Raw genomic sequence first — 13870 nt, 5'->3', positions numbered from 1 at the left:
TCGGTTCCAGGGGTATTTGCTATTTTAGGGGTTAGGCTTACTATTAAAGAACATGACTATGAAAAAGTTTTTTAGCATATTGACAGTGACATACCTTGTCTTTGGGGTGGTAGTCTTTGGGCAGAGTAAAACCACGAAGGCGTTTGCGGAGAAGTATGATGATGCTTTTACACTTTTCTTCTATAACAATACATTGAAAATGCTCAATCAGGAGGGCAATGAGGAGTTTGATGAATTAATCAAGGATATTGATAAAATGAAATTTATCCGTGTAGACAAGAAGCAAAACAAACTTACGGATGCTGATTTCAAAGGTATGGTAGAAAAATACCATGATGAGGACTTTGAAGACTTAATGACCATGAGTCATGAGGGGATGAAGGTCAATGTTTATATTCTTGAGGAAGGTGGAGTTACATCTGGCCTAGTGCTTCTAATGAGTGATCCGGAGAGCTTTTCTGTTTTGGACATCGTAGGTGCTGTGCCACTGAACAAACTGGCTAGTCTCATTTCAAAAGTTCAGGATATAAACTAACTTATCAGGGTAATATTCCATTTAGCATCTGGCTTAGCCCCTTTTCATATCTTCTGTACCAAAGGTGTGTTTATTCGTATGTATGTGATAAGGGACTGATACTTTTAAGAAAATAAACTACAATTGGATACAGTTTTAAAAATAGATAACCTCACTAAGCAATATGGGAGGATAACTGCAGTTAAGAACCTGTCGCTTGAGGTGAAGAGAGGAAATGTGTTTGGTATACTGGGGCCTAACGGTAGTGGAAAAACTACTACACTCGGTATACTATTAGATGTGATCAATAAGACTAGCGGCAGCTTTAGCTGGTTTGGCCAGCCTCCGGGTAAGGGAGTTCGGAAGAAAATAGGTGCTATTCTCGAAACCCCGATATTTTACCCGTATCTATCTGCTACAAAAAATCTTGAGATAGTAGCAGAAATAAAGGGGGCTCCAAAAGAAAATATTGATCAAGTATTAAAAAAAGTGGAGTTATATGAGAGGCGTTTTGATAAGTTCAGAACTTATTCTCTTGGAATGAAACAGCGCCTTTCAATCGCATCAGCACTGTTGTGCGATCCGGAGGTAATGATACTGGATGAACCTACCAACGGGCTGGATCCTCAGGGAATAGCAGAAATACGAGAGCTGATCAAGCAAATTGCCAAAGAAGGTAAGACAATCATTCTGGCCAGTCACTTATTAGACGAAGTACAAAAGGTATGTACTCACTTTTGCGTTTTGAAAAGGGGCACCTTATTATATTCTGGTAGTGTAGATGAAGTGAATAAGGGAGTTGAGTCTGTTGAGGTGATGAGTGATACCCCAGAGATTAGGGAGGTGCTGGAAGTTTATAATAAAGCTACAAAGATAGTGGAAGAGAGTGGTAAGTTTGTAGTTACGCTTGTGGAGGATACCCATGCATCTGATTTAAACGCATACCTTTTTAGTAAGGGTATCACTGTATCACATCTTTTGACTCAGAGAAAGAGTCTGGAAAAACAATTCCTTGAACTTTTAGCAGAATCAGATAATGCTTAGATTATTACGAATAGATCTTAAAAAACTGACGAATTACCGGGCCTTCTGGGTGCTTAATATCATGTATGGACTGTTGATTTTCAGTATTCCAGTGTCAGTAATGGAATTTTTAAAATGGTTGAAAGTCAAAGGGGCGGAGTTTGAAGGCTTTGATCCAATGCGGATTCCCGTGCTTCACTTCCCGGATATTTGGCAGAACATCACCTATGTTTATACATTTTTAAAAATATTTTTGGCTATTGTGGTAATTATATCGATTTCCAACGAGTATAGTTATAAGACTATAAGGCAAAATATTATTGATGGCATGAGTAGAATTGATTTTATTAAATCAAAGCTATTTACCATTTTACTGTTGAGTTTGGGTTCAACACTTTTTGTGTTTGTTACCGGCTTGCTTACAGGGGTCATCTATACTCCCGAATTAGACTTTGCAGATACCTTTATTGGTATTGAGTTTGTGTTTGCATATTTTCTTGACTTGTTTACTTATATGGTGTTTGCATTTCTGCTAACTGTTTTGCTGAAGAGGTCTGCACTTACAATATTCATATTGTTGCTTTATACACCTATAGAATATGCCATATCAGCATATTTGCCAGAGTCATTCGTTTTTATTGCAGAGTATTTTCCTTTACACGCCATTAACAACCTCATTGAGTTTCCATTTGCCAAATACTGGTTCCAGGAGATTCAGGATTTTGTTAGTATGTCGGCTGTGGGTGTGGTAGTAGGTTATCTCTTAATATTTATTTATGCTATTCATTATAAATTGAAAACCAGCGACCTATAATTCTGTAATTTTTGCAGTATGATGTTTTGTTTGTTAACTTTATATTACCTTTGTGCAGGTAAAAATCATATTTTACCTTTCTGTAACAATACTAGTCCCGATCCTATTTGATAAAGTAAGCCAAAATTTCTATTTTGCGCCCGCTAGTTCATAATTGGCGGGCTCTGATAAAAGTTTTATGTTATTTGATGACCATAGACAGTATAATATCAATGTAATATTACAATGATAATGAGAGGGGTAAAGATCATCATAACGACTATATTGTTTTGCTTAAGTAGTGTTCTGCTTGCTCAGAGCTTCAATGACTATTATAAAAAAGCAAATCGGTATTATAAAATAGGTGATTACCACCGTGCAGCAGTTAATTTTCGAAAAGCTATACGACAAAAGCCAGGTAATGCCAAGGCAACATATCGTCTGGGGTTAGCATATCTGGCAGGAAACGATAAGAAGGAAGCTCTTAAATATATAGAGAAAGTTTATAAACTAAATCCCCGTATAGATTCCGAGGTAGAATATTATCTTGGAATGGCCTATCAATATCACCATCGTTTTGCAGAGGCCAAAGCCGCTTTTGCCCGTTATAAGGAGAGAAATAAGAAAAGGGCTAATGTTGCTGATTATAAGATCAGAGAATGCATCTTTGGAGATTCCCTTATCCGAAATCCTCTGAATGCAGATGTAGAGAACATGGGGAAAAATATCAATTCAAGGTTCAATGACTATACCCCATTGATATATAACAATGGAAAATCCATGATCCTCACTTCCAACAGGCCGGGGTCAACCGGAGGTCTGAGGCTTAGTGACGGTACATATTATGAAGATATTTATGTGTCACATCTCGTCGAAGGTATCTGGAGTAAACCTGAAAAAATTGGAGGGGGAGTTAATATAAAATACCATGATGCAGCAGCATCTATTTCACCAGATGGGAAAATGCTGTTTTTGTATTATGAAAAAGGAGGGGGTGATATTTATGTTTCAAAATATGTGGATGGAGAGTGGACAAAACCTGAACCACTAAATGATAATATCAATACTTTTTTTTGGGAAACAGCAGCTTCTATAACTGCTGATGGAAAGACGCTTTACTTTACAAGTGACAGAGCCGGTGGTATGGGAGATCTGGATATATACAAAAGTGAGCTAAATGAAAACGGAGAGTGGGGAGAAGCCGTGAATCTCGGTCCGGTTATCAATACCCCACTGGGAGAAGATGCACCATATATTCATCCCGATGGGAAAACACTTTACTTTGGTTCCAATGGTCACCTAGGAATGGGAAGTCATGATATTTTCTACAGTGATATTAAAGATGGTGTTTTTCAGGAGCCTGTTAATATGGGGTATCCAATTAATACTGTATTTAATGATAACTATTTTGTTATCACTCCGGATCGTAAAAGAGCATATTATGCGTCATTACGACCGGAAGGAGAGGGAATGGCCGATATCTATTCCATCGACATAGAACAGGCCATGAAGCCAAAAACAAAGCCTTTTCGGGAGGAGGAGATGATAGCTGAGGAAATAATAGCTGAGACTAAACCTGAACCACTGATACAGGCTCAGCCTGAAACTGAGCCTGAGACAGAGGATATAGTAGCGACCACAAGCCCTGTCATACCTGTGGATGTTGTTAAAGAGGAAGAAGCAGTTGTTAAGGGGGAGGAAAAAGCATCTGTCAAATACTATGATGAGGATCTTGTAAAGATGCAAAAGGACTTGAAAGTGGTTACAATTTTGAAGGGTAAGGTAATTGACGCTTCAACAGCCAAGCCATTGTACGCCAGGCTAAGGCTGATGAACAATGAAACTAATACCATGATTGCTGAACTTACTTCTGACCCCAATACAGGAGAGTTTGAGTTGATCATACCTCATGGTGGTAACTATGGTGTGTCAACGAGTAAATTGGGTTACCTGTTCAATTCCATTAACTTCGACTTGCCGGCTTTTCACGAATTTCAGGAGATAGATACCCACATCATTCTTCAAAAAGCTAAAGTAGGATCAAAGGTAGTACTGAAGAATATCTTTTTTGATATAGGTAAATCAGATTTAAGAACAGAGTCGCTTGCTGAACTTGACGGGATTAAAGAACTTTTGTCAGAAAATGCACTTTTGCAGGTGCAAATTAACGGGCATACGGATAATGTCGGTAATTCCGTTTATAATAAAGTGCTTTCAAAGAAAAGGGCACAGGCGGTGGTTGACTACCTCATTGCTAACGGCATAGATGCGGGAAGATTATCCGCAAAGGGGTTTGGTGAGGAGCGTCCTCTAGTATCAAATGATGATGAGAAAGATGGAAGGGAAATCAACAGGAGAACAGAAATAGAGATTACAGGGGTTGGAGACCCAACCATAGTCAGTAATTAATCCAACGTTGAAACTATTTTAGAGATTGTATTTGCCTAAAGTGGAATAGGTAAGAAGTTAACTTTTTGAACAATTTTACTGCTGGTCGGTGCTATGAACAGGAAAAGGAGGCAAGTTCGATCCCCCTTTCCTGATATGGTTGTAATTATTGTGTGATCAATATTCCTATGGAGATTTCTAAACCCGTAAAATCTACTTTGGAGTCCTCATAATCCACGGTTTTAGTGGTTAAAGACCCTCCTTGAGATCCTCCGGTATAGCTTCCATTCATGCCGAGGTCAGCATCACCAATGAAATAATTAGCTTCCAGAGAGAGGCCCCACTGTCGAGTGACATAAACAATATACTCGGCGCCAAAATAATACCCCAGCCCAATCCCATGCTTGTAATCAAAGTTAGAATTGGCGACATCCCAACCTTCATACTTGCGAATGGCCTTATCCAGGTTACCGTAATTTAGTTTATTGTCAAAACCGTAAAACCCGAAGCCACCACCCTTAATACGAAATTCCTGAGTGTTACCTACAAACTGTAGCACCAACTCTACAGGTACTAAAAGGGTAAAGTTCGGACCGAGAATTGCGTCTTTTGTTTCAAAATCATCAATATCTTTTACATTTAAACCACTCATTCTGTATAAGGAAGCTCCCGTTTGCAAGGCAAAGTAGCGATTAAGTTCTACTCCCAGTCCTCGTATAGAGAAAGGGCTAATAGGTGTGGAAAAATAGCCATTTTTAGGAAGGAAATAGGAGAATGAAAGACCTACCTCCTGAGCTCGAAGAGTACTATTGGAAAGCATGATTAAAAAGAGGATAGCTATTATCGACCGTTTAAATATTTTAAAAGTCATATCAGAGGTTTGTAGTTAGTAAATTAAAAATTCAATGGTAAATTAAAGGCCAACTATTCGAATCCGAAGGTAAATTAAAATTTATGAAGTTAAATCAGAAAACATTAACTGTTTATCTATTCAGTGTGTTACTAATTTTCTCGTGCAGCCAAGAGAAAGAAAGGGTTACTGCTGATATTATTATCGAAGGTGGCACTATTTATACTATGGATGCAAATCAACCTCAAGTTGAGGCCGTAGCTGTTAAAGAAGATAAGATCATATTTGCAGGAAGGTTGAAGATGGCAGAAAAATATAAAGGGGATTCGACTCAGGTTGTTGATTTACATGGGAAAACCATGACGCCGGGACTAATAGAGGGGCATGGACATTTTATGGGGCTTGGTTACAATGAACTCAATCTTAATTTGATTGATGTGAAAAGTTATGATGAGCTTGTGGAACGTGTGAAAGAAGCTGTTGCCAAAGCTCAGCCAGGGCAGTGGATCACTGGTCGAGGCTGGCATCAAAGCAAATGGACACCTGCACCTGAACCATCTGTAAAAGGCTTTCAGACGCATCATAAATTGAGCAAGATCTCACCTGATAATCCGGTGTTTTTAAGACATGCCAGTGGACATGCAGGTTTTGCTAATGTCAAAGCTATGGAAATAGCTGGTGTACTACAGATGTCTAATGAAAGTATGAAAGCAAATGATGTGGAAGGCGGGGAGATTATCAGAGATGAGTTGGGTAATCCTACAGGTATATTTAATGAAACAGCCATGAGACTGATTGCACAGCATATTCCCCAGACCACTCCGGAAAAGGATAGGCAGGCATTGGAAATGGCCATCAAGGCCTGCCATGCTCAAGGGATAACCAGTTTTCATGATGCCGGTGTTGGAAAAGAACATATATCATTGTTTAAAGCAGCGAAAGAAAAAGGTACCCTTGGAGTAAGGCTGTATGTGATGCTCACAGGCTGGGATAGAGCATTGCTTGACGAGTGGTACAAGAAAGGTCCTGAAATAGATACAGTAGACCATTTGTTGACGATCAGGTCAGTAAAGCTAAATTGTGATGGTGCTCTGGGGTCTCGCGGGGCCTGGTTGTTAGAAGAGTATACTGACAGACCTGGGCATTTTGGGCACGAAACGCTTCCCATGGAATTTGTTTATGAAACTGCCCAAAAGGCGTTGAAAAGTGGCTTCCAGGTATGTTCTCATGCTATAGGAGATAGGGCTAATAAAGAAATTTTAGATAGATATGAAAAGGCTTTTAAGGAAAATTCTGAGGCAGCTGTTAATCATCGTTTCAGGATAGAACATGCGCAGCATCTTCATTCCGATGATATTCCTAGATTTGCTGCGTTGGGAGTAATACCTGCTATGCAGGCTATTCATATGTCTTCAGATCGTCCGTGGGCAATAGACAGGCTCGGAGAAAAACGTATAAAGGAAGGAGCATATGTATGGCAGGAACTTCTTAAATCAGGATCTCGCATAATTAATGGTACGGATGTGCCTGTAGAGCCGATAAACCCTATAGCATGTTTTTATGCAAGTGTTAGTAGAAAAACGCTAGAGGGTTCTCCTGAAGGTGGCTATGAGCCGGAGCAAAAAATGACTAGGGAGCAGGCCCTGAGATCATACACGCTTGATGCAGCTTACGGTGCCTTTGAGGAAAGTATCAAGGGGTCTATTGAAGAAGGAAAATTAGCGGACTTTACAATTTTATCCCAAGACATTATGAGTGTCCCAGAGGAGGACTTATTGAAAACTACTGTTGAAATGACAATTGTAGGTGGAAATATAGTTTACAGCAAAGTTGATTTGTAGTTATATGAAATATTGGTCATATTCGATGGTAATAAATTTTAATCACTAATGTTATTTAAAAAAGGAGTCATTAGACTAAGTGTAACGGTTGTTGCTGTGGTAGCAGTAGCTTGTAATTCTGGCGAAACATCCCATCAGTCAAATATGGAAGATAGTGTTTCAACAGCGGCAGGGCAAGTAGATGAAAAGCCTGCAATTGCCAGCCCAAGACGATTGGTTGAGGGTAAAATTGGGAGTGTGAAGGTAAGTGTGGATTATGGTTCGCCTGGTGTAAAAGAACGTAAGATATGGGGAGGGCTTGAGGCATACGGTAAGGTCTGGAGAGCCGGAGCCAATGAAACTACTGCACTGGAGTTTAACGAAGATATTGTAATTGGGGGCGTAGTCGTACCAGCAGGCAAATATGGCTTCTACCTGATCCCAAATAAAAATAAAGACTGGGTGGCTATTGTCAATACGGACTGGAGTAGAGAAGAGCATGGAGCTTGGGGTGCTTATAACTATAACAAAGAACACGATGTAGTCAGAGTGAATGTGCAACCTCAATGGACTGAAGAGGTTCAGGAAAGGTTGCAGTATGATGTTACAGAAAGTTCGATTGATATGTCGTGGGAAAAAGTACGGATATCAGTGCCTCTGGTGCCGGCAAAAAAATAATTCTAATCCTTTTAAGTCAGCTTGATTGATGAAAATAAGCAAACCAACCTTGCTAATAGATGAGCAGAAGTGCAAGGCTAATATTGAGAGAATGCTTCAAAAAGTGGAAAGTAATGGGTTGAAATTCAGGCCTCATTTCAAAACACATCAATCAAAATTAATAGGAGAGTGGTTCAAAGAAAGGGGAGTTGAGGCTATTACCGTTTCATCTTTAGGCATGGCAAAATATTTTGAAGAGGCTGGTTGGTCTGAAATTACAGTGGCATTCCCTCTCAACGTTTTGCAATTTGATGAGATCAATGAGTTGGCAGCTAAGGTAAAACTCAATTTGCTGGTTGATAATATTGAAGCTATTAATGCACTGGAGAAACAACTTGCTCATCATGTTTTTGTGTATATAGAAATTGATACAGGAGCGGGAAGAACTGGTGTAAGGTTTGATGATACAGATGTTGTAAAAGAAATAGCCAAGGCAATAAATAAGTCAGGAAAATTATCTCTCAAAGGAGTTTACAGTCATGCAGGACACTCTTATAATGCTCAGTCAAAAGAAGATATTCATACTATATTTTCGCTTACTAAGAAAAGAATTATAGAAGTGAAAGAGCGCATAAATGACCTGTCCCCCGACTTGGAAATATGTATTGGAGATACACCAACATGTAGTGTTGGTGAGGATTTTACCGGCATCAATGCTATCAGTCCTGGTAATTTTGTGTTTTATGACCTGATGCAGGTTTTTATTGGATCATGTGTGTCTTCAGATATTGCAGTGGCCATGGTTTGTCCAGTGGTTTCGAAGAATGTACATACTAGCGAAGTATGCATCTATGGAGGTGCTGTTCATTTTTCAAAGGATAGTGAAAACTGGGAAGGGAAAGATATTTTTGGCATGGTAGTGCGGCAGGAGAGGTCCGGTTGGGGGATTCCAGACAATGGAGCCTATGTAAAAAGCTTGTCGCAGGAACATGGTATAGTGAAACTGGAGAAGGAGGAGTTTGATGCTGTAGATATTGGAGATGTCCTAACTGTTTTGCCTATTCATTCCTGTTTAACAGCAGAGGCTATGGGCTACTATATGACACCTGGCGGAGATTTTGTGGATCACTACGCACAAAAAAACCGGGACTTGCCCGGTTAGTTCTATTTCTTATCCTAGTTATCGAAGGTATCTTTGGGCACGTTGTTTTAATCGGTCCCTGTCCGAGGTGATTGACGGGTCGCTGAATATTTTTGATGATAACTCTCCAATTACTCCTTTTTTATATCCCAGCCTTGTAGCTATATCTTCACAAAAAACTATCTCACTCTTAAAAACCTGCCCATCAACTTTCATGAGTTGGACAACATGGTATAAATGCTCAAATTTTTGATCATCAGTAAGTGTATTGAGGTTTCCTATAGGGTGACCAGGGTTTTTAAGCATTTCATCTATATCATCTTTAGTTAGACCATTTGACTGACCTATCATATGAATTAACTTAGCCTCCTTTTCTGCAACCTGGTTATCACTTGCAGCCAACTGAATCAGTACATTTAATTGTTCCTTAACCATTTTTTAAAAAGTGTTGTTTATCTATATCTACAAAAAATTTGTGTACGAAGTTATGAAATAACTCCATCCAATATAATCAAAAAAAATATTAATTATTACACCCATTAGTAAAAAGAAAACTATTGAAGCTAATAAAGTATTTGACTTTTAGTAGGTGGTATTTTTGGCCTGTTAGCCATTAAGGGGTGATATGGGCTTTGAGATTCGTTAGATTCTAAACTCGCCATAGTGTAAAAATAACTAGTGTGTTTAATCACAAAATGGGTATCTTAGCTCCGTTTTGTTTACACCATTCTGAGTTATATTATTTTTGATTGGTGCAACCCAAAGATGTTTTGTCTGTCTTTAGGGTGGTTATTAAAATTAGAATATATGAACAGATTGAAATTGATACTGTCGGCTTTGCTCTTTTTCTCATTCACCTTGTCAGGGGTTATAGCTCAGGATACAGAGGTTAGGAATGTAGGGTCATTTCATGAAATACGAACAGGGCAGGCTATTGATGTGTACTTGAAAGAAGGAGCCAAGGAAAGTGTAAGGTTGGAAGTGAAAGGAATTTCCCTTGAGGATGTTCTTACAGATGTCTCAGGAGGCAGACTGAAAATACACTTGGCTTCCGGGAGACATAGTCATCATGTGGTTAAAGTGTATGTTACTTATGTTAAATTGGACCATATATCAGCAAGCTCGGCCTCTAGTGTTTTTTCTGAAGGTACTATTAAAGGAGATAGGTTAGAGGTGAATGTTTCGAGTGCGGCCGATGTAGAGGTGAGTATTAATATGAATGAAGTAACTGTCTCCGTTTCAAGCTCGGGAGATCTTGAACTCAAAGGAAGGGCAAAATACCTGGAGATAAGCGCGAGTAGCGCGGGGGGAGTTGATGCCTTTGATCTGGAGTCGGAAAATGTTAAAGTGCGGGCAAGCAGTGCCGGGGGAGCTAAAGTAGTAGCTACAAAAGAAATTGATGCCAGAGCCAGTAGTGGAGGGAGTATTAGATATAGAGGAAACCCCGAAAGATCGCAGACTGATAGCAGTAGTGGAGGCTCAGTTCGAAAATCCAACTAGAAATTATGCTTGAAATGAATGAAACCTTTAAGGCCCGTACTTAAAGGTTTTTTTATTATAAGTAATAAGGTATTATGCGTTAGCGGTAGTTTTTATTCGCTCTTCCTGAAGGTTAAGCTCCAGGTTAAGTACTGCTTGGTTAAAATGTTTGAGGTAAGATGCATCCACAGTTCTATTAACAGCTTTTCTTAAATTCCAACTCGACCTTTTCAATGAAATGTTAATCATCACTAAAATTTTTTTAGATTTTTTTAACGATAATTCTGAATTAATGTTCCAAATTTTGCTTTCAAAGACAAGAGAAATTGTACAATGTTACCGTTTTTGAACGTGAACCTTAAAAAATAATTATCGCTTTGTCGTTTTTTATCGATGTTTTGTTCTTTTTGGAGTTAAGTCACTGCCTGGCAAGCTACCTTTAACGACAGTGGGTTTACTTTTAGCTTCATGATATTGCTAATAGCATAAGGATCACCATCTATGTGCATATGCTCGCCATGGGTATCACTCAATAATTTTATTTGCACTTCTTTCCCCTGCCAGGTTTGGTAGTATTTTGACTTTGTCAAGGTACCCGTAAACATCCTGTAGGCCAATACCGGGTAATACCAGAAGGGAACCTTCCTCAGTACACAAACATCCATTAGACCATCAGATATCAGTGCATTGGGTGCTATGTGGGCATTATTACCATACTGAGTTGAGTTGGCAATAGAGATTAAGAAAGGTGCTTTTGCAAGTTTTTCCTGTCCATCAATGACCAGTTGATAATCAATAGATGTGAATTTTCTTATCTCTTGTATGGTCAGTTTGGCATAAGAGAAAAAGCCTCTTTTTTCGGCGGTTGCAAAAAGCTGAGCAATATGTGCGTCAAAACCAACACCAGCAACATTGAGGAAGACTTTCTTGTCCAGTGTAATGGTGTCTATAGTAGTGATGCAGTTTTTGTTTAGGAGCTTAATAGCCTTTTTAATATTACGTGGAATTTTTAGGTGTCTGGCCAAGCCATTTCCAGAGCCACAAGGGATGATACCAAGTATTGTATTGCTATGGGTTAATGGGCCAGCCACTTCATTGATAGTACCGTCACCACCTATGGCAACTATTATATCAAACTGATCACGGTTTGCCTCACTTATTTTGATGGCTTCCCCGGCATAACTAGTATATAGCGTCTCATAGCTAAACAGACCTTTATCCAGGTGCTTCTCCAGTAGTGCCGGAATATTCCGCTTATTTGATGTACCCGACTTCGGGTTAATGATAAAAAGTATCTTTTTCTTGCTTGCCACGGTCCTTCCTCTATCTGTCATTAAAGTCGTTATATAAGGTCTGCATGTACGCTTTCCCGAGCTCCAGATCTTTTTCGTCTTTAACACCAGACTTTTTCATATAGCGCTCCCCAGTGTTGTCATATACTACCAGCTTAGTACTATCAATAAAACCATAGCCGTTATTATAAACATAGACAGCAAAGTCGCGATTAGTTGAATCAAGTACATTCCTGCTAAACTTGAAGTCAGCGTCCGGCTGAGTTATTTGACCCAGTATAGTGTTGGGAATATCCGTCTGGCTGGCGAAATTATGTACTACAGTATCCTTTACAGCCAAAGCTCCTCCCAGCCAAAGCATAGGTATCCTAAACCTGTCAGGGTTAGAGACTCCCTGGTTGTTGGGTAAGCTGTGTCCATGATCTGCTGTAATTACGATTAAGGTGTTGTCCCACCACTCACTTTTTTTTGCATCCTCAATAAACTTTCCTAAACACCTGTCCGCGTAATGGGCTGAGTTCATGAACTTTGATTTTTCATCATTCCCTTCAAAAACAGTCTCCATAGGTACATCGAAAGGTTCGTGGCTGCTTAGTGAAAGCATTACTTTGAAAAATGGAGACTTAGCCTCATTGACTTCCGTGAAAAAACGATCGAAAACAGGGCCATCATGTACTCCCCATTTTGAATTGTTTAATTCTTCTGGAAAATCATCGCTATGTGTAATGTCGTCAAACTGAGCATTACTAAGGTATGATCTGAAGTTTGCAAAATCAATATTACCACCATAGGTGAAAGTGGTATGATATCCTGATTTTTCTAGCTTTAGGTTCAGGTAAGGTAGATTTTGAGTCTTTTTGGGATATTTAATTATTGACGATACAGGCTGAGAAGGATATCCGCTTAATATTGAGACTATACCCTTATCTGTTCTGTCACCAGATGCATACATATGGTCAAAAAGTATCCCTTCTCTGGAAAGGTTGCTGAAGTTTGGTGCAACTCCTGGAATACCCCCCATTGGTTCAATAAAACTGTAAGTGAAGCTTTCCATAATGATGATTACTATATTGGGAAGCTCGCTGTTGAGTAGTTTAACAGGATGTCCCTGGCTTGTATAAAGCTCATCAAAATAGCGGGTAGTTTTTGCTGCATCAAGGAAGTTGTCAGGGTATTTTAGCCTGTCCGATTTACTTAAAGCGTAACCTGTATTCCAAACTACATTTATAGCTGCATGATTAGCATATATATTAGAGTTGTGGAAATAAACCATGCCTGTATTGATAGGGGCAACCCCAACCGTACCACGAATGGGGGCTATCATAAGGGCTGTTATCATCAGCATTACCAGGCTAACTTTCCAATCACATGTAGGTAAATCTTTAATTTTTTTAAGTGTAAGCTTTTTATATACCAGTAGGGAAATACTCAGTAATACTGTCCATAGCAGTATTAACAAAAACAGAGACCAGCCGCTGATCGCTAAAGGAGTATCTTCTCCGATATATAGTAAGGGGGTAGCATCTAGTCTAAAACCCCAGTGTGTGTACATCTCAAGGTCGGTTACTATAACGAGAGAGCATAAGACCAGCAGTATTAGCGTATATCCTGTAAGAAGTATATTAAGAATCCTGGGCTTGAAGTAGGTAGTGAAAACGATGAAAAGTCCTGGAATGAGTAGAAAATATCCCGTTGCCGATAAATCCAGACGTAATCCGTGGATTATTGAAAGTAAAATATCCCCAACAGACATTTCCAGCGTTCTGTTAAGGTTGTAAATTAGGAATAATACACGGGCAGCTACAAAAAATATTATCCAAAATAAGCCATAGCTAAAAAAAACTTTAACCCTCTCTTTCATTTCACAATGCCGACTAATTGATAGATTGACGCAAAGATAATATATATTTAAT

13 protein-coding genes are annotated in these 13870 nt (G+C 39.1%); 8 read left to right on the top strand and 5 right to left on the bottom strand.

The features are described from left to right. Positions 1 to 58 precede the first annotated feature (58 nt). The 4 genes from JMN32_RS02715 to JMN32_RS02700 all read left to right on the top strand — a co-directional run bounded on the left by JMN32_RS02715 (position 59) and on the right by JMN32_RS02700 (position 4739). On the top strand, positions 59 to 535 hold the full coding sequence (locus JMN32_RS02715) for a DUF4252 domain-containing protein (protein ID WP_202854743.1): 477 nt from the start codon (positions 59 to 61) through the stop codon (positions 533 to 535). 123 nt (positions 536 to 658) lie between these two features. After that, positions 659 to 1558 carry an ABC transporter ATP-binding protein gene (locus JMN32_RS02710; protein ID WP_202854742.1) on the top strand — a complete coding sequence of 300 codons (900 nt, stop codon included), beginning with the start codon at positions 659 to 661 and terminating at the stop codon, positions 1556 to 1558. Further along, positions 1551 to 2351 carry an ABC transporter permease gene (locus JMN32_RS02705; protein ID WP_202854741.1) on the top strand — a complete coding sequence of 267 codons (801 nt, stop codon included), beginning with the start codon at positions 1551 to 1553 and terminating at the stop codon, positions 2349 to 2351. Before JMN32_RS02710 ends, JMN32_RS02705 begins: the two co-directional genes overlap by 8 nt. A gap of 231 nt (positions 2352 to 2582) precedes the next feature. Then, a complete protein-coding gene (locus JMN32_RS02700) occupies positions 2583 to 4739 on the top strand; it encodes an OmpA family protein (protein WP_202854740.1) in 2157 nt (718 codons plus the stop codon). Between the two features lie 145 nt (positions 4740 to 4884). Here JMN32_RS02700 and JMN32_RS02695 read toward each other — a convergent pair whose 3' ends face one another. Continuing rightward, complete coding sequence (locus tag JMN32_RS02695) at positions 4885 to 5589, bottom strand: hypothetical protein (protein ID WP_202854739.1); 705 nt, start codon at positions 5587 to 5589, stop codon at positions 4885 to 4887. An 83-nt stretch (positions 5590 to 5672) separates the two neighbouring features. On the opposite strand from JMN32_RS02695, the gene JMN32_RS02690 reads away from it, so the two are divergent. Genes JMN32_RS02690 through JMN32_RS02680 form a run of 3 tightly spaced genes read left to right on the top strand, consistent with a single transcriptional unit; the run spans position 5673 to position 9207 of the window. After that, the gene (locus JMN32_RS02690; RefSeq protein ID WP_202854738.1) at positions 5673 to 7409 is read left to right on the top strand and encodes an amidohydrolase; all 1737 of its coding nucleotides are present in this window, start codon (positions 5673 to 5675) and stop codon (positions 7407 to 7409) included. 48 nt (positions 7410 to 7457) lie between these two features. Continuing rightward, complete coding sequence (locus tag JMN32_RS02685) at positions 7458 to 8066, top strand: DUF2911 domain-containing protein (protein WP_202854737.1); 609 nt, start codon at positions 7458 to 7460, stop codon at positions 8064 to 8066. Positions 8067 to 8094: 28 nt separating this feature from the next. Further along, entirely contained in the window at positions 8095 to 9207 is a 1113-nt protein-coding gene (locus tag JMN32_RS02680; protein ID WP_202854736.1) for an alanine racemase, read from the top strand. Between the two features lie 18 nt (positions 9208 to 9225). Here JMN32_RS02680 and JMN32_RS02675 read toward each other — a convergent pair whose 3' ends face one another. After that, a complete protein-coding gene (locus JMN32_RS02675) occupies positions 9226 to 9621 on the bottom strand; it encodes a TerB family tellurite resistance protein (RefSeq protein WP_202854735.1) in 396 nt (131 codons plus the stop codon). Positions 9622 to 9993: 372 nt separating this feature from the next. Between JMN32_RS02675 and JMN32_RS02670 the strand changes: the two genes are divergently transcribed. Then, entirely contained in the window at positions 9994 to 10686 is a 693-nt protein-coding gene (locus tag JMN32_RS02670; RefSeq protein WP_202854734.1) for a head GIN domain-containing protein, read from the top strand. Positions 10687 to 10758: 72 nt separating this feature from the next. Here the strand turns inward: JMN32_RS02670 and JMN32_RS02665 are convergent, their stop codons facing one another. From JMN32_RS02665 to JMN32_RS02655, 3 genes are all read right to left on the bottom strand, one after another. Further along, positions 10759 to 10914 carry a hypothetical protein gene (locus JMN32_RS02665; protein WP_202854733.1) on the bottom strand — a complete coding sequence of 52 codons (156 nt, stop codon included), beginning with the start codon at positions 10912 to 10914 and terminating at the stop codon, positions 10759 to 10761. A 164-nt stretch (positions 10915 to 11078) separates the two neighbouring features. Next, positions 11079 to 11999, bottom strand: a complete 921-nt coding sequence (locus tag JMN32_RS02660) for a diacylglycerol/lipid kinase family protein (protein ID WP_202854732.1) — start codon at positions 11997 to 11999, stop codon at positions 11079 to 11081. Then, on the bottom strand, positions 11989 to 13818 hold the full coding sequence (locus JMN32_RS02655; protein WP_202854730.1) for an LTA synthase family protein: 1830 nt from the start codon (positions 13816 to 13818) through the stop codon (positions 11989 to 11991). The genes JMN32_RS02660 and JMN32_RS02655 overlap by 11 nt, the downstream gene beginning before the upstream one ends. Positions 13819 to 13870 lie beyond the last annotated feature (52 nt).

This window comes from Fulvivirga marina (assembly GCF_016775155.1).
Classification (GTDB): domain Bacteria; phylum Bacteroidota; class Bacteroidia; order Cytophagales; family Cyclobacteriaceae; genus Fulvivirga; species Fulvivirga marina.
The sequence above is the reverse complement of the archived record's forward strand: the minus strand, read 5'-3'. Positions and strand labels throughout refer to the sequence as shown.

What these genes read in the sequence shown, in the direction of transcription:
- JMN32_RS02715 (WP_202854743.1), top strand. Translation starts at nt 59, where the DNA reads ATGAAAAAGTTTTTTAGCATATTGACAGTGACATACCTTGTCTTTGGG.
- JMN32_RS02705 (WP_202854741.1), top strand. Translation starts at nt 1,551, where the DNA reads ATGCTTAGATTATTACGAATAGATCTTAAAAAACTGACGAATTACCGG.
- JMN32_RS02700 (WP_202854740.1), top strand. Translation starts at nt 2,583, where the DNA reads ATGAGAGGGGTAAAGATCATCATAACGACTATATTGTTTTGCTTAAGT.
- JMN32_RS02695 (WP_202854739.1), bottom strand. Translation starts at nt 5,589, where the DNA reads ATGACTTTTAAAATATTTAAACGGTCGATAATAGCTATCCTCTTTTTA.
- JMN32_RS02690 (WP_202854738.1), top strand. Translation starts at nt 5,673, where the DNA reads ATGAAGTTAAATCAGAAAACATTAACTGTTTATCTATTCAGTGTGTTA.
- JMN32_RS02685 (WP_202854737.1), top strand. Translation starts at nt 7,458, where the DNA reads ATGTTATTTAAAAAAGGAGTCATTAGACTAAGTGTAACGGTTGTTGCT.
- JMN32_RS02680 (WP_202854736.1), top strand. Translation starts at nt 8,095, where the DNA reads ATGAAAATAAGCAAACCAACCTTGCTAATAGATGAGCAGAAGTGCAAG.
- JMN32_RS02675 (WP_202854735.1), bottom strand. Translation starts at nt 9,621, where the DNA reads ATGGTTAAGGAACAATTAAATGTACTGATTCAGTTGGCTGCAAGTGAT.
- JMN32_RS02670 (WP_202854734.1), top strand. Translation starts at nt 9,994, where the DNA reads ATGAACAGATTGAAATTGATACTGTCGGCTTTGCTCTTTTTCTCATTC.
- JMN32_RS02665 (WP_202854733.1), bottom strand. Translation starts at nt 10,914, where the DNA reads ATGATTAACATTTCATTGAAAAGGTCGAGTTGGAATTTAAGAAAAGCT.
- JMN32_RS02660 (WP_202854732.1), bottom strand. Translation starts at nt 11,999, where the DNA reads ATGACAGATAGAGGAAGGACCGTGGCAAGCAAGAAAAAGATACTTTTT.
- JMN32_RS02655 (WP_202854730.1), bottom strand. Translation starts at nt 13,818, where the DNA reads ATGAAAGAGAGGGTTAAAGTTTTTTTTAGCTATGGCTTATTTTGGATA.